Genomic DNA, 17,858 nt, shown 5'->3' on the forward strand with positions numbered 1-17,858 from the left:
TTAGACTCGGTCCACCTGACCACAGGCCCTGGGAGATCGTATGTGCCTGATCGTCTTCGCCTGGCGCCCCGGGCACCCGCAACCGCTGGTGCTGGCGGCCAACCGCGACGAGTTCTACGCCCGTAGCAGCCTGCCGCTGGGCGAGTGGGAGGAATCACCCGGCGTCTATGCCGGCCGCGACCTGCAGGCCGGCGGCACCTGGCTGGGGGTGACGACCGACGGCCGCTTCGCCGCCGTGACCAATATCCGCGACCCGCGCCAGGCCAAGGGCGCGCGCTCGCGCGGCGAGCTGCCGCTGGAGTTCCTGCGTGGCGAACTGGATGGCGCGACCTACCTCGAGCGCCTGGCGCCGCGCGCCAGCGACTACAGCGGCTTCAACCTGCTGCTCGGCGACCGCCATGCGCTGTACTTCCTCAACTCCGAGGCCGGCCAGGTGCGGCGGCTGGAAGCCGGGCTCTATGGCCTGTCCAATGCCGACCTCGACACGCCCTGGCCCAAGGTGCTGCGCGCCACCGCCGGCCTCGCCGGCTGCCTCGACGATCCGCAGCCCGAGCGCCTGCTACAGGTGCTGCAGGACGCCAGCCATCCGCCACGGGTGCTGCTGCCGGACACCGGTATCGGCCTGGACTGGGAGCTGCTGCTGTCCAGCGTGTTCATCGCCGGCCCCGGCTACGGCACCTGCGCCAGCAGCGCGCTGATCCTGCAGGACGACGGCGGCCTGCAACTGGTGGAGCGGCGCTTCGACGCGCAGGGCCAGGGCAATGGCGACGTGACTATCGCCCTGGCCGCGCGCCGACCAGAAAGCGCGCACTGAGGCCACCCAGGCGCCGCGCCAGCTCGCGCAGGCGCAGGCTGTCGGCGTCCAGCGCCTCGGCGTCTTCGGCGCTCTGCTCGGCGACCTGCTGCACCCCCGTCAGGTGTTCGCTGACCTCGGCGCTGGCGGCGGCCTGCTGGTTGGTCGCCGCGGCGATCAGCTCGCTCATCTGGCTGATCGCCTCGATCTCGCCGGCGATGGCCAGCAGCAGTTCGCCGGTGTGCCGGCTGTCCTCGACGCAACGCACCACGCCGCTGTGGCTCTGCTGCATGGCCCCCGCGGCCTGGCGGCTGCTGTGCTGCAGGCGGGCGATGATGTCCTGGATCTCGGCGGTGGAGGCGGCGGTCTTCTGCGCCAGGTTGCGCACCTCGTCGGCGACCACCGCGAAACCACGACCCTGCTCGCCGGCCCGCGCGGCCTCGATGGCAGCGTTGAGCGCCAGCAGGTTGGTCTGCTCGGCAATAGCGCGGATCACCTCCAGCACCCGACCGATCTGCTGCGACTGCTCGGCCAGCGACTGCACCTCGCGGTCGGTGGCCTCGATGCGTTCGGCCAGGCGGCCGATCTCGGCGCCGCTCTGCGCTACCGCCTCGCGTCCCTCGGCGGCCTTACCGGTGGCCGCCTGGGTGGCCAGCGCGGCCTGCTGGGCGTGGGTCGCCACCTCATCAATGGCGGTGCTCATCTCCTGCATGGCGCCGGACATCTGCGAGATCTCGCCGAGCTGGAGGCTGGCGCCCTCGCGCATCGTGCGCGTGGCACGGGCCAGGTTGTCGCCGGTGGTTGCCAGCCCCTCGGTGTCGGCCACCACCTCGCTGACCAGCTCGTCGAGCTGATCGAGGAAGTGGTTGAAGCGCCGCGCCACCGGACCGCTGGCCACGCTGCGGGTGCTCAGGTCGATGCTCTCCTCGCTCGCCGTCAGCGCCGCCGCCACCTGCATCAGCGCCTCGCCTTCCTGGGCCTCGGCGTAGGCCTGGCGCGCCAGATAGATGAGGATGGCGCTCTCCAACACCACGTAGAAGGCGTGCAGGAAGATCACCGGCCAGCTGCCGTTGGGCACCACGAACACCCCGGTGTTCTGCTGTTGCAGGGCGAAGAAGACCAGGTGGTGTACGGCGATAATCCCGGCGCCGACCACGATCGGCAGCCAGTCGCGGTAGTACACCAGGAAGGCCAGCAGGACGAAGATGCCGAAGTGGATCTCCAGCAGGCCATGGGCGAGGTCGATGTGCAGCGCCGCCATCACCATGAAGGCCGCCGCCATGCAGCAGCGCATCAGGCGGCTGCCGCTGGCCACGCCGTTGAGCAGGCTCATGGCCAGGGCGCTGCCACCGCCGATCACCAGCGCCGGCACCCAGCCACCGTGCCAGGCGGCCAGACCGAGGGCGTAGAGGAACATCAGCCAGAGCACGCCGAGCATGATGCGATCGGCCCGGCGGTAATGCTGTTCGAGGGAAAACGAGGCTTGCGTCATGGTGGCCATCTCGCCAGAAACGAAACGACCGGCCGTGTTCAACAGCCGATCAGCAACCCCCAATGTCCTCAGTAAAGTTGTTGCGCCCAGCGCCGGCAAGCTGGCCGCAAGGCCGCGTATCGGGCGGTTCTAGCGCTGCCAGTCGCAGAAGCAGCCGACCGCCAGATTGCTGTCCGCGCGCACCGGGCGGCCGGCTACCAGGGCCTCGAGAATCGGCTCGATGAAGCTGTTCGACGAGGTGCACAGGGCGCCCTCGCTGTAGGGGCCGAAGTAGGCCAGCTTGCCTTCCTGATCCCAGATGGCCACCGCTGGGCTGGCCGGCAGGCCCTCGCTGCCAGGCAGCGCTTCCAGCGGCTGCAGCGCCTGCAGGTTGTCCGGCAGGCGGCCCGTGCTGCCGGCCTTCTGCACCGCATAGAACTGCACGCCACGCGCGGCGAACTGCTGCACCAGCTCGCCGAGGTGCTGCTGGTTGCCGACGTTGCACGGGCAGGCCGGGTCCCAGAAATGCACCAGGCGGATCGGCCCGGGGCCGGCCAGCTCCGCCGGCAAGCGCAGCTGGCTGCCGCTGAACAGCTCGGTGCGCTCCTCGAACGGGCGGATATAGCGCGCCTGGAACCACCAGAAGGCGGCCAGCATGGCGCCCAGCCAGAGAATGGCGATGAGGCTGGCGAGAATGGCTTTGCGACGGGACGACATGATCGAAGACACGCGGAGAAAGGCGCCTAGCTTGCCACGCCGAGCCCGACAGCTGAATATCGGCAATCCCTGCCACGCGCCGAAGACACCATGACCGCCATGCCCCAGCCCCTGCCAGAGCCCTTCCAGCCCGAGCGTCTGCGCGCCGGCCTGCGACCCTTGGCCGCGGCCACCACGCCACTGACGGACGAGGCCCAGGCCTACCAGCGCTACTACGGCCTGGACCTGCCGCAACATGGCGCGGTGCGCAGCCGCCTGGGGCGTTTCCAGTGCGACGGCCTCGACCTGGTGGCGCAGCTGTGGCTGCCGCCGGAACCCAAGGCGACGCTGATCCTGCTGCACGGCTATTACGACCACATGGGCCTGTACCGCCACGTGATCGACTGGGCGCTGGGCGAGAACCTCGCCGTGCTGGCCTGCGACCTGCCCGGCCACGGCCTGTCCGCCGGCGCACGCGCCAGCATCGACGACTTCTCCGCCTACCAGCGCACCCTGCAGTGCCTGTTCGCCGAGGCCGCCAGCCTCGACCTGCCGCAGCCCTGGCACCTCTGTGGGCAGAGCACCGGCGGCGCCATCCTGCTGGACTTCCTGCTGCTCGGCGAGAAACGCCCGGAGCCCGGCACCACCATTCTCCTGGCGCCGCTGGTACGACCGCGGGCCTGGGGCCTGTCCAAGCTCAGCTATCACCTGATCGGCCCGTTCCGCAGCGAGATTCCGCGACGCTTCTCGGCCAACTCCAGCGATGCCGAGTTCCTCGACTTCCTGCAGAACCGCGACCCGCTACAGCCACGCAACCTGCCGACCGCCTGGGTCGGCGCCCTGGCCAAGTGGATTCCGCGCATCGAGAAGGCCCCGCGCAGCGCGCAGCGACCACTGGTGGTGCAGGGTGAAGCAGACATGACGGTGGACTGGCGACACAACCTGCAGGTGCTGCAGGCCAAGTTCGACCAGCCGGAGATCCTGCGCATCCCCGGTGCGCGACATCACCTGGTCAATGAAAGCGAAGGCATTCGCCGCGAGTACTTCGCCTTCCTCGGCGAACGTTTGCGCTAGGGCTCAGATGCCCTGCTGGGCCGGTTGTACGTCGCCGCCGCTCTCCCCCGCCGCCAGCGCCGCGCGCAGGGCCGCCAGCGCCGCCTGGTAATAGGCCTTGCCGCCGGGCGACTCGGCGAAGGTGGCGAACTCCTCCAGCTCCGGATCGGACAGCTCGCGATAGACGTGCAGCAGGGTGTTGTCGATATCGCCCTCGATCTGCTTTTGCAGGCGCTCGCGCTGGCTCTGCACCAGCATCTGCGCCTGCTCACCGCCAAACAGGCCGGGCACCATCGAACTGAGGCTGTCGGCGGCCACACCGGCCAGGGCCAGGCTGACCTCAGCGCCGGCCTCGGTGGCCGGCAGGCCCTGGGCCAGGTGTCGGATCAGCAGGCGCCGGGTGGCCTCGGCCTGCACCGGCGGCAGGCCGTTGGCGTGCTTGGCCAGCTGCTCGTGCGACGAGGCGCCGACTTCGGCGGCAACGACCTTGCGCCCCAGCGGCGAGTCGAAGAACTGCAGCGCCGGCTGCGGGTCGGCCAGCTGCATGCGCAGTGCGGCCTGGGCCCGCTGGTCCATGGCGGCAGATTCGAAGCGGCGGTTGCTGTTGTCCACCAGGGCCTGGAACACCGCCGGCGGCAGGCTGCCCTTGTAACGCTGCTGGGCGGCCTTGAGGGCGTCGGCGAAATGCGCGCGCTGCTGCGGCCAGCCGGCGCTCTGGTAGAGCCGGGCGTGGTCGTCGGCGGAAACGGCGAAGCTGCACAGCAGCATGAAGACGGCAAACACGACGCGCATGGGGTACTCCTGTAGGTCGTGGCTATTGTAGGGGCGTGCAGGCGGCGCTGGTAGAATCGACGCATGAACGAACTCCCCCTGCAGCGGCTACTGCCGCAGATCATCGACGACCTGGCCACGCATGGCTGGTCGCGGCAGACGCATGTCCTGCCGCAGTCTCTGACCGGAGAACTGGCCAGCGAGTGCCGCCAGCGCGCACAAAATGGCGCGCTGAGCCCGGCCGGCGTGGGCCGCGGCCAGGGTCTGGCGGTGCGCGAGGGAGTGCGGGGCGACAGTATCCAGTGGCTGGAGCCGGGGCAGAACACGGCCTGCGACCAGTACCTGGCGGCCATGAACGAACTGCGCCGGGCACTCAACCAGGCCTTCTACCTGGGCCTGGAGGACTACGAGAGCCACTTCGCCCTGTATCCGCCGGGCGCCTTCTACCAGAAGCACCTGGATCGCTTCCGCGACGACGACCGCCGCACCGTCTCCGCGGTGTTCTATCTCAACGACACCTGGCAGGCCGACCAGGGCGGCGCCCTACGCCTCTACCCGAACGACGGAAGCGAGCTGGACGTGCTGCCCGAGGCCGGCACCCTGGTGCTGTTCATGTCCGCCGAGCTGCCCCACGAGGTGCTGCCGGCCAGCCGCGAGCGCCTGTCGCTCACCGGCTGGTTCAGGCGGCGCTGATCGTGCAGTACTGCACGGGCAGCATCGCGCCCAACGGGAGGAGAGCCTGATGGAAAAGCTGCTGGTCAGCCGCTGCCTGCTCGGCCACAAGGTGCGCTACGACGGCGGCGCCCATGGCCCCTACGACCTGCTGCAACGCTGGCAGGACGAGGGCCGCATCGTGCCGTTGTGCCCCGAGGTGGCCGGCGGCCTGCCGACGCCGCGCCCGCCGGCGGAGATTCCCGGCGGCCAGGGCGGCGCCGTACTCGACGGCCGCCTGCCGGTAATGACCGATGGCGGCGAGGATGTCACCGCCGCCTTCGTCGCCGGCGCCGAGATCGCCCTGCGCCTGGTCCAGCAGCACGGCCTGCGCGTGGCCCTGCTCAAGGCGCGCAGCCCCTCGTGCGGCAACACCCACAATTATGACGGCAGCTTCAGCGGCACCCTGGTCGCGGGCGAGGGCGTCACCGCCGCCCTGCTGCGCCGGCACGGGGTCAAGGTGTTCAACGAGCAGCAACTGGCCGAGGCCGCTGCCGAGCTGGCGCGCCTGGAGCGAGGCGACGGCTGACCGCCGGCGCGAGCCGCCATCGCCTAAGGTCAGAGCAGGACCGCCATCAGAGGAGCCTGCCATGCGTCCCCTTCTGCGCAACCTGGGCCTAGTCGCCCTGCTCTGCGCCCTGCCACCACTGACCTGGGCCGACAAGTCGGCACCGCAACTGCCGGCACCTGAAGGCGCCGAGGTGTACTTCATCGAGCCGGTCGATGGCGCCACCGTCGGCCAGACCTTCACCGTCAGGTTCGGCCTCAAGGGCATGGGCGTCGCCCCGGCCGGTATCGACGTACCCGACACCGGCCATCACCACCTGCTGGTGGACGTCAGCGACATGCCGCTGCTCGACGAGCCGATACCCTCCAGCGAGCACATCCTGCACTTCGGCAAGGGCCAGACCGAGACCGAGCTGACCCTGCCGCCCGGCCCGCACACCCTGCAGCTACTGATCGGCGACAAGCACCACGTGCCGATGGAGCCGCCAGTGATCTCGAAGAAGATCAACATCACCGTGCAATGAAAAAGGCCCCGTCTGAACGGGGCCTTTTCTACAACCGGCGAACTCAGCGCAGCTGCGGCGCGGTCAGCTTGTCCAGCAGCGCCGCCTGGGCGTTGCGCGGGTTGGCGTTGCCGCTGGGGCTGACGCGCTGGTAGCGGCCGTCCGCCTGCAGCACCCAGGCCTGGGTGTTGTCGGTGAGGTAGCTCTCCATCTCCTTCTTGACCCGGGTGATGAGCTTTTTGCCCTCCACCGGGAAGCAGGTCTCCACGCGCTTGTCGAGGTTGCGCTCCATCCAGTCGGCACTGGAGAGGAACAGCTGCTCGTCGCCGTCGTTGCCGAAGTAGTAGATGCGGCTGTGCTCGAGGAAGCGGCCGACGATGGAGCGCACGTGGATGTTGTGCGACACCCCCGGCACGCCCGGACGCAGGCAGCACATGCCACGCACCACCAGGTCGATGCGCACGCCCATCTGGCTGGCCTTGTACAACGCGCGGATGATCTTCGGATCAGTCAGCGAGTTGACCTTGGCCATGATGTGCGCCGGCTTGCCCTCGCTGGCGTACTGCGCCTCGCGGGCAATCATGTCGAGCAGGGTCTTCTTCAGTGTGAAGGGCGCGTGCAGCAGCTTCTTCATGCGCAGGGTCTTGCCCATGCCGATCAGCTGGTTGAACAGCTTGTGCAGGTCCTCGCACAGCGCGTCGTCGGCGGTCAGCAGGCTGTAGTCGGTGTACAGGCGCGCGTTGCCGGCGTGGTAGTTACCGGTGCCGAGGTGCGCGTAGCGGCGCAGCTCGCCGTTCTCGCGACGCAGGATCAGCATCATCTTGGCGTGGGTCTTGAAGCCGACCACGCCGTAGATCACCACCGCACCGGCGGCCTGCAGGCGGCTGGCCAGCTGCAGGTTGGATTCCTCGTCGAAGCGCGCACGCAGCTCGATCACCGCGGTGACTTCCTTGCCGCTACGCGCCGCTTCCACCAGTGCGTCGACGATCTCCGAGTTGGCCCCGGAGCGGTACAGGGTCTGCTTGATCGCCAGGACGTTGGGGTCCTTGGCGGCCTGGCGCAGCAGGTCGATCACCGGGGTGAACGACTCGAAGGGGTGCAGCAGGAGGATGTCCTGCTTACCGACCACGTTGAACACGTTCTCGGTGTTCTGCAGCAGCTTGGGGATCACCGGGGTGAACGAGCCGTGCTGCAGCTCCGGGTGGCTCTCCAGCCCGGTGATGGCGAACAGGCGGGTCAGGTTGACCGGACCGTTGACGCGGTACAGCTCGCTCTCGGTGAGGCTGAACTGCTTGAGCAGGTAGTCGGTGAGGTGCTGCGGGCAGGTCTCCACCACTTCCAGGCGCACCGCATCGCCGTAGCGACGGCTGAACAGCTCGCCACGCAGGGCACGGGCCAGATCGTCGACGTCCTCGGCATCCACCGACAGGTCGGCGTTACGGGTCAGGCGGAACTGGTAGCAGCCCTTGACCTTCATGCCCTGGAACAGGTCGTCGGCCTGGGCATGGATCATCGAGGAGAGGAACACGAAGTTGTCGCCGGGGCCGCCGACTTCCTCGGGCACGCGGATCACCCGCGGCAGCAGGCGCGGCGCCGGGATGATGGCCAGGCCGGAGTCGCGGCCGAAGGCGTCCACGCCCTCCAGCTCGACGATGAAGTTGAGGCTCTTGTTCACCAGCAGCGGGAACGGGTGCGTCGGGTCGAGGCCGATCGGGGTGATGATCGGCGCGATCTCGTCGCGGAAGTAGCGGCGCACCCAGGTCTTGATCTTGGGCGTCCAGTAGCGGCGGCGGATGAAGTTGACCTGGTGCTTGGCCAGCTCCGGCAGCAGCAGGTCGTTGAGCACGGCGTACTGGCGCGCCACCTGTTCGTGGGCGATCTCGGAGATGCGCGTCAGCACCTGGCTCGGCAGCAGGCCGTCGGCGCCGGCCTGCTCGCGGGCGAAGGTGATCTGCTTCTTCAGGCCGGCGACGCGGATCTCGAAGAACTCGTCGAGGTTGCTGGAGAAGATCAGCAGGAACTTGAGGCGCTCGAGCAGCGGGTAGGACTCGTCCAGCGCCTGCTCCAGCACGCGGATGTTGAACTGCAGCTGCGACAGCTCGCGGTGGATGTACAGGCTGCTGTCGTCCAGGCCCGGGATCACCGGGGCCGGCGCGGGAGCCGGTTCCGGCTCCGGCTCGACGACCGGCACGGCCTCGACCACCGGTTCGGCCGGCACGGTTGGCTCGGCCTCCAGCTGGGCGTCGACGATCTGCTTGTTGCTGAGTCCCTCGGTGTTCATGCCTTGCTTCCCTGGGGCGCCTTCAGCGCCCCGCTTTCAAGAGTTCTGCCGCACGCACGGCGAAGTAGGTGAGGATGCCATCGGCACCCGCGCGTTTGAAGGCGGTCAGCGATTCGAGGATCACCGCCTCGCTCAACCAGCCGTTCTGGATGGCAGCCATGTGCATGGCGTACTCGCCGCTGACCTGGTAGGCGAAGGTCGGCACCTTGTAGGCGTCCTTCACGCGCCAGACGATGTCCAGGTAGGGCATGCCCGGCTTGACCATGACCATGTCGGCGCCTTCGGCCAGGTCGGCACCGACTTCATGCAGGGCCTCGTCGCCGTTGGCCGGGTCCATCTGATAGGTGTTCTTGCTCCCCTTGCCGAGGTTGGCGGCCGAGCCGACCGCATCGCGGAACGGGCCGTAGTAGGCGCTGGCGTACTTGGCCGAGTAGGCCATGATGCGCACGTTGACCTGATCGGCCAGCTCCAGCGCCTCGCGGATCGCCTGGATGCGTCCGTCCATCATGTCCGACGGCGCCACCACCTGGGCACCGGCCTCGGCATGCGACAGCGCCTGCTTGACCAGGGCGTCGATGGTCACGTCGTTCATCACGTAACCGTCTTCGTCGAGGATGCCGTCCTGGCCGTGGGTGGTGAAGGGGTCCAGGGCCACGTCGCTGATCACCCCCAGCTCGGGGAACTTGGCGCGCAGGGCGCGGATGGCGCGCTGGGCGATGCCGTCCGGGTTCCACGCCTCGGCGCCGTCGAGCGACTTCTTCTCCAGCGGGGTCACCGGGAACAGCGCCAGCGCCGGGATGCCCAGCGCCACCCAGTGCTCGGCCTCCTGCAGCAGCAGGTCGATGGTCAGGCGCTCGACGCCCGGCATGGACGGAATCGACTCGCGGCGGTTGTCGCCGTCGAGGACGAACACCGGCAGGATCAGGTCGTCGGTGGTCAGCACGTTCTCGCGAACCAGGCGACGGGAGAAATCGTCACGACGGTTGCGACGCAGGCGGGTGGCGGGGAACAGGCGATTGGCGGGGGTAAAGCTCACGACGGACTCCAGAACCCGCACGGCGGGCGAGTGTGACAGTTGTACCCGGCCATTATGACCAAATAATGACTGTCACACCCAGACTGCGACGGGCAGCCGCAGTTCCGTGCTGGAATCAGGCCGCCTGGACTTGCTCCTGGCGTGGCCAGTACAGCCACAGCAGGCTGGCCAGCCCCCAGGCCAGCACCAGCAGCCAGGGCAGCATACCGCCCGGTAGCAGGCCGACCTGCTGGGCCCAGGCCAGCGCCGGCAGGTTGAGCAGCAGGCGCAGCGCCTCCAGCGAGCGGGCGAACGGGCGGTTCTCCAGCCAGGCGCCGATGCAATACAGGCCGAAGGCGATCCACAACCAGGCGCCGGCCAGCACACCGAGATTCTGCTGCGTCGCCACCGCCAGCAGCCCGCTGGTGCCGACCACGTAGGTGGCGAACTGCAGGGCGGCATACAGCTTCTGCCCGCGCGCCAGCGGCACCTCGAACTTGCGGAAGGCAGCCAGGTCCGGCTTGTCCATCGGGAAACGCTCGGCCACGTCGGCCGGGCGCCAGCCGGTGGGCATGAACCAGATGCGCAGCTTGTCCCACCAGGAGCCGGCGCGGACGGCGTCGCGCCACAGCTGCACGTAGAACTGCAGGTTGGCCCACAGCGGGTTCCAGCTGCGCAGCGGAGTGGTCACGCCGAACACCACCGGATGCTCGTCCAGCTCCTCCTGGAAGGTGCCGAACAGGCGATCCCAAAGGATGAACACGCCACCGTAGTTACGGTCCATGTAGATAGCGTTCTGCGCGTGATGCACGCGGTGGTTGGAGGGGGTGATGAAGAACCACTCGAACCAGCCCAGCTTCGGCACATGACGGGTGTGCACCCAGAACTGATAGAGCAGGTTGAGCGCGCCAACCGTGACGAACACTATCGGCGGCACCCCGGCCAGGGCCATTGGCAGGTAGAAGATCCAGCTCAGCAGGAAGCCGGTGCTGGTCTGGCGCAGGGCGGTGGAGAGGTTGTAGTCCTCGCTCTGGTGGTGCACCACGTGCGAGGCCCAGAACACATTACGCTCGTGGCCGAAGCGGTGGCTCCAGTAGTAGCAGAAGTCGTAGGCGACGAAGGCCAGCACCCAGACCCAGAGCTGATCGGGCAGCTCGACCAGGTGCAGGTGCTCGTAGGCGAAGGCATAGCCGAGCACGGCGATGGCCTTGCTCAGCAGGCCACTGGCCTGTGACAGCACACCGGCGCTGAGACTGTTCAGCGCATCCGCCAGGCGATAGGTACTGACGCCGCGCACGCGGTCGGCGATCAGCTCGGCGGCGATCAGCAGGAAGAAGAAGGGTACGGCAAGAAGGATCAGGTTCATGGCTCGACAACGTCTGGTTGACCTAAGCTGATCCTATGCCTGCCCATGCGGCCACTCGCGACGGCAAATGCCAGGTGGAGTGGCATTTGGCGACACCCCGTCGCTCGACGCTCGCCCAGGCGATCGGCGAAACTGAGGCATCGTTATCTGGCTGGCCATGGAGAACAGCATGCAAAAACGAGTCGCGGTCATCCTTTCCGGTTGTGGCGTCTACGATGGCGCGGAAATCCACGAGAGCGTGATCACCCTGTTGCGCCTCGACCAGCGCGGCGCTCAGGTGCAGTGCTTCGCGCCCAACATCGCGCAGATGCACGTGATCAACCACCTCACCGGCGAGGAAATGCCGGAGAGCCGCAACGTGCTCACCGAGGCGGCGCGCATCGCCCGCGGCGACGTGATGGACGTGCGCGAGCTGAACGCCGAGCAGTACGACGCGCTGATCCTGCCCGGCGGCTTCGGCGTGGCCAAGAACCTCTCCAACTTCGCCGTGGAAGGCGCCAACTGCAGCGTGCAGCCCGACGTGCTGGCCGCCGCGCAGTCCTTCGCCCAGGCCGGCAAGCCGGTCGGCCTGATCTGCATCGCCCCGGCCCTGGCGGCGAAGATCTACGGCGAAGGCGTCAGCTGCACCCTCGGCGCGGAAGACGATCCGGCCGTCGGCGGCCTCACCGCCATGGGCGGGCAGCACGTCGAGTGCGTGGTGGAAGACATAGTCGAAGACACCGAGCGCAAGCTGGTGAGCACCCCCGCCTACATGCTGGCCGAGTCCATCTCCCAGGCTGCCGCCGGTATCAACAAGCTGGTCGACCGCGTGCTGGAGCTCGCCCAGCCGCAGTGACCGGGCGTTCCGGCCAATCCGCGCGGCATCCCCGCCGCGCCTATGGTCAGCCGGGCTCGCCTGCGGCAGCGTGAGCGCCACAGTCGAGCCAGGAGCGCACATGAACGACACGGTCTTCCAACTTTCCGAGGAACAGCGCCAGGGCGTCGAAGCCTTCTTCCAGCGCATTCCGTTCAACCAGATGCTCGGCATCCGCATCGACGAGCTGCGCGGCGACCGGGTGGTGATGAGCCTGCCGATGAAGCCCGAGCTGATCGGCAACTTCGTCCACGGCATTCTTCACGGCGGGGTGATCTCCTCGCTGCTCGACGTCACCGGCGGCGCCATGGCTCTGATCGGCGCCTTCGACAAGCACCAGCACCTGAGCCAGCAGGAGCGCATGCAGCGGCTGTCCAAGCTGGGCACCATCGACCTGCGCGTCGACTACCTGCGTCCCGGCCGCGGTGAGCTGTTCACCGCCACCGCCGTGCTGCTGCGCTCGGGCAACAAGGTCGCGGTGGTGCGCAGTGAACTGCACAGCGACGACGGCACCCTGGTGGCCGTGGGCACCGGCACCTATCTGTGCGGCTGAGGCTTACTTGTTCAGGCGGGTGAGGATGCGGTCGAGGGCGTTGGCGAAGGCCTGGCGGTCCTTGTCCGCGTAGGCGGCCTGGCCGCCGCCCATCTGGCCTTGGTCGCGCAGGTCGGCGAACAGATTGCGGGTGGCCAGCTTGTCGCCCATGTTGCGCTCGTCGAACTCGCGGCCACGCGGGTCGAGGGCGGCGACGCCCTTCTTGATCAGCCGGTCGGCCAACGGAATGTCGCTGCAGATCACCAGTTCGCCGGGCACCGCGTGCTCGACCAGGTGATCGTCCGCCGCATCCGGGCCACTCGGCACCACCACCAGCTTCACGCAGGCGAAGTTAGGTCGCGCCACGGCCTGACCGGCCACCAACACCACCTCGAAACCACGCTTGAGGGCGAACTTCACTACCTGGTCGCGGGCTAGGCGCGGACAGGCGTCCGCGTCGATCCAGACACGCATGCTCAGGCGGCGGCGCGGCGTACGGTGGCGAGCAGCGCGGCGGCGCCGACGAACAGGCCGGCGAAGGTGCGGTTCATCAGGCGCTGCTGGCGCGGCGTGCGCAGGGCGCGCAGTACGCGAGACGCCAGCCCGGTGTAGCCGGCCATGACGATCATGTCGACGATGATCATGGTGGTGCCCATGATCAGGTACTGCGCCAGCAGCGGCTGGTGCGGATCGATGAACTGCGGCAGCACGGCGAGCATGAAGACGATTGCCTTGGGGTTGCTGGCGTTGACCAGGAAGCCACGCAGCACCAGGGTCAGCGGACGACCGATGGGGCGCTCGGCCGAATCGCTGGCCATGTCGCTGGGTAGGGCTTGCCACTGCTTGACCGCGAGCCAGACCAGATAGGCCACACCGAACCACTTGATCGCGGCGAAGGCGGTGGCCGAGGCGGAAAGAATGGCGCCGACACCCGCGGCGACCACGGCGATCTGCAGGGCCAGGCCAACCTGCAGGCCCAGGGCGTTCCAGTAGCCACGGGCGAAGCCGTACTGCAGCCCGCTAGACATGGAAGCGATGGCACCGGCACCCGGCGACAGGCTGATCACCCAGCAGGCGACCAAGAAAGCGAGCCAGGTTTCCAGAGCCATGGCGAATACCTCAAACAAACAGAAGAAGAATAGAGGGCACAGCCTACCGCCCTGCCCCGCCAGCGACCAGTACCGTCAGCGCCAGCGGCGCACGGTCTTCTGGAAGAACAGACTGTTGGGCACCTGCAATAGGGCCCCCTCGCCGCCTTCGCTGAGGTCCTGCAGGGTGGTGTAGAACAGGTTGATCGACAGCACCCGGCCCTTCACGCCCGGCTTGTCGGCGCTCTCGATGACTTCCACCGTATCGCCCAGGCGGAACGGACCCATGCTGAAGATCAGCAGGGCGCAGAACATGTTGGAGAGCACGCTCCAGATGGCGAAGAAGGCCACGGCGGCGACAGCGGCGAAGCCGGTCAGGGCGGTCCACAGCACCTCGGCGGAAACCCCCAGGCGCTCCAGTACCAGCATCAGCGCACTGCCCATGATCAGCCAGCGCAGCAGGCCGCGCAGCGGCAGCAGTACTTCCTGCGGCAGCATCGTGTAGCGCGAGCCGAGGCGGCTGATGCCACGGGTGACCAGGCGCTGGGCGATCCAGGCCAGCAGCAGAATCAGCAACACCTGACCGGCAACGGTCAGCGGCTCGCGCCAGGTGGCGAGCAGTTGCAGCTCCTCCATCAGTCGGCCTCCTCCAGTTGTCTCTGCAACTCCTCCAGGGTCTCCAGCGCCAGCAGCCAGGATTCCTCCAGCTCGGCCTCGGACGCCTTCAGGCGCGCCTGTTCGGCCAGCAGCTCACGCAGTTCGTCTTTGCGTGCGGCCTCGTAGACGCCGCTGTCGCCGAGCTTTTCCTCGACGCCAGCGAGCTTGCCCTGGACCTTGCCCAGTTCCTGCTCCAGCTTGTCGGCCTGCTTCTTGTGCGGGGCCAGTTGCTGGCGCAGGGCCGCGGCGGCTTGGCGCTGGGCGCGCTTGTCGGTCTTGTCGGCAGCTGGCGCAGCACTGCTTTGCGGCAGTTGCCGGGCACGGAAGTCGACCAGCCAGCGCGCATAGTCTTCGAGGTCGCCGTCGAACGGCTGCACGCGGCCATCGGCGACCAGCAGGAATTCGTCGGTGGTGCTCTTCAGCAGATGGCGATCGTGAGAGACCACCAGTACCGCACCGGCGAACTCTTGTAGGGCCATGGTCAGCGCCAGGCGCATTTCCAGGTCGAGGTGGTTGGTCGGTTCGTCGAGCAGCAGCAGGTTGGGCTTGCCCCAGGCGATGAGTGCCAGGGCCAGGCGCGCCTTCTCGCCACCGGAGAAGTTCGCGACCGCCTCGTCGCAACGGGCGCCACGGAAGTCGAAGCCACCGAGGAAGTCGCGCAGGGTCTGCTCACGCTCGCCCGGAGCGATGCGCTGCAGATGCAGCAGCGGACTGGCCTTGGCATCCAGCGAGTCGAGCTGGTGCTGGGCGAAGTAGCCGATCGACAGGTTCTCGCCGCGCGCCAGGCGCCCGGACAGCGGTGACAGCTCGCTGGAGATAGTCTTGATCAGGGTCGACTTACCGGCGCCGTTGGGGCCGAGCAGGCCGATGCGCGCACCCGGCACGAGCTGCAGCTTGACCTGCTGCAGCACCACCTTGTCGCCATAGCCGAGTTGGGCCTCGGCCATATCAAACAGTGGGCTGGAGATTTTGTCGGCCTCGCGGAAGACGAAGTCGAACGGCGAGTCGACATGCGCCGGCGCCAGTTCCTCCAGGCGTTCCAGGGCCTTGATCCGGCTCTGCGCCTGACGGGCCTTGGTGGCCTGGGCCTTGAACCGGGCGATGTACTTTTCCATGTGCGCGCGCTGCGCCTGCTGCTTCTCGTAGGCCTGCTGCTGCTGCGCCAGACGTTCGGCACGGGTGCGCTCGAAGGCCGAGTAGCCGCCGCGGTAGAGGGTCAGCTTTTGCTGTTCGAGGTGCGCCACATGGTCGACCACCGCATCGAGGAAGTCGCGGTCGTGGGAGATCAGCAGCAGGGTGCCGGGGTAGCTCTTCAGCCACTCTTCCAGCCAGAGGATGGCATCGAGGTCGAGGTGGTTGGTCGGTTCGTCGAGCAGCAGCAGGTCGGACGGGCACATCAGCGCCTGGGCCAGGTTCAGGCGCATACGCCAGCCACCGGAGAAGTCGCCGACACGGCGGTCCATCTGCTCGTTGCTGAAGCCGAGGCCGGCCAGCAGTTTGCGCGCGCGCGCATCGGCGGTGTAGCCGTCGGCGGTATCCAGCTCGCTGTGCAGGCGGGCGATCGCCGCGCCGTCGTGGGCCGCTTCGGCGGCAGCCAGGTCGCGCTGCACCTGGCGCAGGTGGATGTCGCCATCCAGCACATAGTCCACAGCCAGGCGCTCGAGGTCGTCGACCTCCTGGCGCATGTGCGCGATGCGCCAGTCCGGCGGCATGTTGCAGTCGCCGGCGTCGGGGCCGAGCTCGCCACGCAGCAGGGCGAACAGGCTGGATTTACCGGCGCCATTGGCACCGATCAGGCCGGCTTTGTGGCCGGCGTGCAGGGTCAGTTCGGCGCCTTCGAGCAGGCGCTGCGGACCACGCTGTAGAGTGAGGTTCTGGAGTCGGATCATAATGGCCGCGGAGTCTACCAGCTTCCCCCCTTCCCCGCCCGGAGAGCCGCATGCCGACTGACCTGTGGAGTTTCGCCTTGTCCTGCTACGCCCAGCCCGGCGTGGAGCGGACCTGCCTGAGCCTGCAGGATGGCGGCGCCGATGTCTGCCTGCTGCTCTGCGCCCTATGGCTGGAGCGGCGACAGCTTTCCTGCAGCGCGGAGCGTCTCACCCAGCTACGGGCCGTTGCCGAGCCCTGGCAGCACCAGGTAGTGCGACCACTGCGCGAGCTGCGGCAGAACTGGAAGGCCGATAGCGCTCGCGACTCTGCCCAGGCGCGGCTGCGCGAGCAGATCAAGAGGCTGGAGCTGGAGGCCGAGCAGGAGCTGCTCAGGCGACTGGAAGGGGTGACCCAGAAATGGCAGGCCACGGACAGTGCCGTGGCCTGGTTGGAACAGCTGGTCAGCGACCGCGACGCGCGCGAACTGCTGCGCGCCGCGGCCCGTCAGGCTTAAACGCCTGGCGGGGTGCTGCCGTTACCGGTAGCCGGCGCGGCGGCTGGCGCCGGAGTCGGCACAGCCGCGCTGGCCGGTGCAGCCGGTTTCGCTGCGGCGGGCTTGGCCGCTGGTTTGGCTACCGGCTTCGCCGCGGGTTTGGCGGCAGCCGGCTTGGCAGCAACCGGCTTCTTCACGGCGGGTTTCGCAGCAGGTTTTGCGGCCGGTTTGGCTGCCGGTTTCGCCGCGGCTTTTACCGCAGGCTTGGCAGCAGGCTTCGCCGCCGCTGGCTTGGCCGCGGGTTTCGCAGCAGCCTTGGCAGCCGGTTTGGCCGCAGGCTTCGCGGCCGGCTTGGCGGCAGCGGCCTTAGCCGGGGCTTTGGCTGCAGCCGGTTTGGCCGGGGCCTTGGCGGCCGGCTTAGCAGCAGGTTTCGCCGCAGGCTTGGCTGCCGGTTTTGCCGCTGCTTTCGCGGCAGGCTTGGCCGCAGGTTTGGCGGCGCTCTTCACAGCGGGTTTAGCGGCCGGCTTGGCTGCTGGCTTCGCGGCGGGCTTGGCCGTGCTGGCGGCTTTCTTCGCAGCAGGCTTGGCAGCCGGTTTTGCTGCTGGCTTGGCCGCGGGTTTGGCGGCGGCCTTGCTGGCAGGTTTCGCTGCGGCTTTCACGGCAGGTTTGGCGGCCGGTTTTGCAGCAGCCTTGGCGGCTGGCTTGGCGGCGGCTTTTGCGGCGGGCTTGGCCGCTACTTTCTTCGCAGCCGGTTTGGCCGCTGGCTTCGCAGCGGGCTTGGCGGCGGCACGGCTGTCGAGAGCCTTCACGGCCGCTTCGCGAACCTTGCCTACACCCTGGGCGAGCTTCAGGCTCTCCTGGGCATCACGCTTGAGTTGCACGATGTAGCTGCGGGTCTCGGCCTGGCGGGTCTTGAGGCCAGCCAGCAGTTCTTCCAGCTCGGCAACGGCGGCCTTGGCCTTGTCTTGCGCCTTGGCTTTGCCGGCCTTCGCCGCTTCCTGCACTTTGCTGCGCGTGTCGTGCAGTTTTTCCTGAGCTTTGACGCGCTGCTTTTCCAGCTTGGTCAGAAGGTCTTCTGCGTCGACCAGAGCTTGCGAGCAGGCTTTTTCCAAATGTTCGAGCAGGCTATGGGAGAGTTGCTGGAGCAGATGCAAAGGGGTGCTTACGGACTTCTTATTGTTGGTCGGCATGGCGTGCCT

The 17,858-nt window shown here is 68.0% G+C and carries 19 protein-coding genes; 8 read left to right on the forward strand and 11 right to left on the reverse strand.

The features are described from left to right. Nucleotides 1–40 precede the first annotated feature (40 nt). Complete coding sequence (locus tag PTT45_RS05895; protein WP_273812064.1) at nt 41–814, forward strand: NRDE family protein; 774 nt, start codon at nt 41–43, stop codon at nt 812–814. Here PTT45_RS05895 and PTT45_RS05900 read toward each other — a convergent pair. Both PTT45_RS05900 and PTT45_RS05905 read right to left on the reverse strand, forming a co-directional pair. Next, nucleotides 774–2,285 (reverse strand): methyl-accepting chemotaxis protein, encoded by a 1,512-nt coding sequence (locus tag PTT45_RS05900; protein ID WP_273812065.1) that lies wholly within the window; start codon nt 2,283–2,285, stop codon nt 774–776. The two genes, PTT45_RS05895 and PTT45_RS05900, sit on opposite strands and share 41 nt — an antisense overlap. A gap of 129 nt (nt 2,286–2,414) precedes the next feature. After that, nucleotides 2,415–2,981: a DUF6436 domain-containing protein gene (locus tag PTT45_RS05905; protein WP_273812066.1), complete on the reverse strand. Its 567-nt coding sequence runs from the start codon at nt 2,979–2,981 to the stop codon at nt 2,415–2,417. Between the two features lie 111 nt (nt 2,982–3,092). Between PTT45_RS05905 and PTT45_RS05910 the strand changes: the two genes are divergently transcribed. Then, nucleotides 3,093–4,034: an alpha/beta hydrolase gene (locus PTT45_RS05910; RefSeq protein ID WP_273812270.1), complete on the forward strand. Its 942-nt coding sequence runs from the start codon at nt 3,093–3,095 to the stop codon at nt 4,032–4,034. Between the two features lie 3 nt (nt 4,035–4,037). Here the strand turns inward: PTT45_RS05910 and PTT45_RS05915 are convergent, their stop codons facing one another. Further along, complete coding sequence (locus PTT45_RS05915; RefSeq protein ID WP_273812067.1) at nt 4,038–4,805, reverse strand: hypothetical protein; 768 nt, start codon at nt 4,803–4,805, stop codon at nt 4,038–4,040. A gap of 63 nt (nt 4,806–4,868) precedes the next feature. Here PTT45_RS05915 and PTT45_RS05920 point away from each other — a divergent pair, with 63 nt between their 5' ends. The 3 genes from PTT45_RS05920 to PTT45_RS05930 all read left to right on the forward strand — a co-directional run bounded on the left by PTT45_RS05920 (nt 4,869) and on the right by PTT45_RS05930 (nt 6,526). Then, the gene (locus PTT45_RS05920; RefSeq protein ID WP_273812068.1) at nt 4,869–5,477 is read left to right on the forward strand and encodes a 2OG-Fe(II) oxygenase; all 609 of its coding nucleotides are present in this window, start codon (nt 4,869–4,871) and stop codon (nt 5,475–5,477) included. A 49-nt stretch (nt 5,478–5,526) separates the two neighbouring features. Then, nucleotides 5,527–6,024 carry a DUF523 domain-containing protein gene (locus PTT45_RS05925; protein WP_273812069.1) on the forward strand — a complete coding sequence of 166 codons (498 nt, stop codon included), beginning with the start codon at nt 5,527–5,529 and terminating at the stop codon, nt 6,022–6,024. Between the two features lie 61 nt (nt 6,025–6,085). Continuing rightward, a complete protein-coding gene (locus tag PTT45_RS05930; RefSeq protein ID WP_273812070.1) occupies nt 6,086–6,526 on the forward strand; it encodes a DUF4399 domain-containing protein in 441 nt (146 codons plus the stop codon). 43 nt (nt 6,527–6,569) lie between these two features. Here PTT45_RS05930 and ppk1 read toward each other — a convergent pair whose 3' ends face one another. The 3 genes from ppk1 to PTT45_RS05945 form a co-directional block, all read right to left on the reverse strand. Continuing rightward, nucleotides 6,570–8,786: a polyphosphate kinase 1 gene (gene ppk1 / locus PTT45_RS05935; protein ID WP_273812072.1), complete on the reverse strand. Its 2,217-nt coding sequence runs from the start codon at nt 8,784–8,786 to the stop codon at nt 6,570–6,572. Nucleotides 8,787–8,808: 22 nt separating this feature from the next. Further along, nucleotides 8,809–9,822: a porphobilinogen synthase gene (gene hemB, locus PTT45_RS05940; protein WP_273812074.1), complete on the reverse strand. Its 1,014-nt coding sequence runs from the start codon at nt 9,820–9,822 to the stop codon at nt 8,809–8,811. A 115-nt stretch (nt 9,823–9,937) separates the two neighbouring features. Beyond that, a complete protein-coding gene (locus PTT45_RS05945; protein WP_273812075.1) occupies nt 9,938–11,167 on the reverse strand; it encodes a sterol desaturase family protein in 1,230 nt (409 codons plus the stop codon). Nucleotides 11,168–11,336: 169 nt separating this feature from the next. Here PTT45_RS05945 and elbB point away from each other — a divergent pair, with 169 nt between their 5' ends. Continuing rightward, the gene (gene elbB / locus PTT45_RS05950; RefSeq protein ID WP_273812076.1) at nt 11,337–12,002 is read left to right on the forward strand and encodes an isoprenoid biosynthesis glyoxalase ElbB; all 666 of its coding nucleotides are present in this window, start codon (nt 11,337–11,339) and stop codon (nt 12,000–12,002) included. A gap of 100 nt (nt 12,003–12,102) precedes the next feature. Further along, nucleotides 12,103–12,573 (forward strand): thioesterase family protein, encoded by a 471-nt coding sequence (locus PTT45_RS05955; protein ID WP_273812077.1) that lies wholly within the window; start codon nt 12,103–12,105, stop codon nt 12,571–12,573. A 3-nt stretch (nt 12,574–12,576) separates the two neighbouring features. Here the strand turns inward: PTT45_RS05955 and PTT45_RS05960 are convergent, their stop codons facing one another. The 4 genes from PTT45_RS05960 to PTT45_RS05975 form a co-directional block, all read right to left on the reverse strand. Next, nucleotides 12,577–13,026 (reverse strand): YaiI/YqxD family protein, encoded by a 450-nt coding sequence (locus PTT45_RS05960; RefSeq protein WP_273812078.1) that lies wholly within the window; start codon nt 13,024–13,026, stop codon nt 12,577–12,579. 2 nt (nt 13,027–13,028) lie between these two features. Continuing rightward, complete coding sequence (gene rhtB, locus PTT45_RS05965) at nt 13,029–13,661, reverse strand: homoserine/homoserine lactone efflux protein (protein WP_043307971.1); 633 nt, start codon at nt 13,659–13,661, stop codon at nt 13,029–13,031. Between the two features lie 75 nt (nt 13,662–13,736). Beyond that, nucleotides 13,737–14,276, reverse strand: coding sequence for a mechanosensitive ion channel domain-containing protein (locus PTT45_RS05970; protein ID WP_273812080.1), 540 nt, complete (start codon nt 14,274–14,276; stop codon nt 13,737–13,739). Continuing rightward, nucleotides 14,276–16,186 carry an ATP-binding cassette domain-containing protein gene (locus tag PTT45_RS05975; protein ID WP_273812082.1) on the reverse strand — a complete coding sequence of 637 codons (1,911 nt, stop codon included), beginning with the start codon at nt 16,184–16,186 and terminating at the stop codon, nt 14,276–14,278. Before PTT45_RS05975 ends, PTT45_RS05970 begins: the two co-directional genes overlap by 1 nt. Nucleotides 16,187–16,236: 50 nt before the next feature. Here PTT45_RS05975 and PTT45_RS05980 point away from each other — a divergent pair, with 50 nt between their 5' ends. Further along, entirely contained in the window at nt 16,237–16,680 is a 444-nt protein-coding gene (locus PTT45_RS05980) for a TIGR02444 family protein (RefSeq protein WP_273812083.1), read from the forward strand. On the opposite strand, the gene PTT45_RS05985 is transcribed toward PTT45_RS05980, so the two are convergent. Then, complete coding sequence (locus tag PTT45_RS05985; RefSeq protein WP_273812084.1) at nt 16,677–17,849, reverse strand: AlgP family protein; 1,173 nt, start codon at nt 17,847–17,849, stop codon at nt 16,677–16,679. The two genes, PTT45_RS05980 and PTT45_RS05985, sit on opposite strands and share 4 nt — an antisense overlap. Nucleotides 17,850–17,858 lie beyond the last annotated feature (9 nt).

The sequence above is a fragment of the Pseudomonas sp. Gutcm_11s genome, from assembly GCF_028649395.1.
Classification (GTDB): domain Bacteria; phylum Pseudomonadota; class Gammaproteobacteria; order Pseudomonadales; family Pseudomonadaceae; genus Aquipseudomonas.

Excerpts from the sequence above, each read along its gene's own strand:
- PTT45_RS05895 (WP_273812064.1), top strand. The coding sequence starts at position 41 with ATGTGCCTGATCGTCTTCGCCTGGCGCCCCGGGCACCCGCAACCGCTG.
- PTT45_RS05900 (WP_273812065.1), bottom strand. The coding sequence starts at position 2,285 with ATGACGCAAGCCTCGTTTTCCCTCGAACAGCATTACCGCCGGGCCGAT.
- PTT45_RS05905 (WP_273812066.1), bottom strand. The coding sequence starts at position 2,981 with ATGTCGTCCCGTCGCAAAGCCATTCTCGCCAGCCTCATCGCCATTCTC.
- PTT45_RS05915 (WP_273812067.1), bottom strand. The coding sequence starts at position 4,805 with ATGCGCGTCGTGTTTGCCGTCTTCATGCTGCTGTGCAGCTTCGCCGTT.
- PTT45_RS05920 (WP_273812068.1), top strand. The coding sequence starts at position 4,869 with ATGAACGAACTCCCCCTGCAGCGGCTACTGCCGCAGATCATCGACGAC.
- PTT45_RS05925 (WP_273812069.1), top strand. The coding sequence starts at position 5,527 with ATGGAAAAGCTGCTGGTCAGCCGCTGCCTGCTCGGCCACAAGGTGCGC.
- PTT45_RS05930 (WP_273812070.1), top strand. The coding sequence starts at position 6,086 with ATGCGTCCCCTTCTGCGCAACCTGGGCCTAGTCGCCCTGCTCTGCGCC.
- ppk1 (WP_273812072.1), bottom strand. The coding sequence starts at position 8,786 with ATGAACACCGAGGGACTCAGCAACAAGCAGATCGTCGACGCCCAGCTG.
- PTT45_RS05945 (WP_273812075.1), bottom strand. The coding sequence starts at position 11,167 with ATGAACCTGATCCTTCTTGCCGTACCCTTCTTCTTCCTGCTGATCGCC.
- elbB (WP_273812076.1), top strand. The coding sequence starts at position 11,337 with ATGCAAAAACGAGTCGCGGTCATCCTTTCCGGTTGTGGCGTCTACGAT.
- PTT45_RS05955 (WP_273812077.1), top strand. The coding sequence starts at position 12,103 with ATGAACGACACGGTCTTCCAACTTTCCGAGGAACAGCGCCAGGGCGTC.
- PTT45_RS05960 (WP_273812078.1), bottom strand. The coding sequence starts at position 13,026 with ATGCGTGTCTGGATCGACGCGGACGCCTGTCCGCGCCTAGCCCGCGAC.
- rhtB (WP_043307971.1), bottom strand. The coding sequence starts at position 13,661 with ATGGCTCTGGAAACCTGGCTCGCTTTCTTGGTCGCCTGCTGGGTGATC.
- PTT45_RS05970 (WP_273812080.1), bottom strand. The coding sequence starts at position 14,276 with ATGGAGGAGCTGCAACTGCTCGCCACCTGGCGCGAGCCGCTGACCGTT.
- PTT45_RS05975 (WP_273812082.1), bottom strand. The coding sequence starts at position 16,186 with ATGATCCGACTCCAGAACCTCACTCTACAGCGTGGTCCGCAGCGCCTG.
- PTT45_RS05980 (WP_273812083.1), top strand. The coding sequence starts at position 16,237 with ATGCCGACTGACCTGTGGAGTTTCGCCTTGTCCTGCTACGCCCAGCCC.
- PTT45_RS05985 (WP_273812084.1), bottom strand. The coding sequence starts at position 17,849 with ATGCCGACCAACAATAAGAAGTCCGTAAGCACCCCTTTGCATCTGCTC.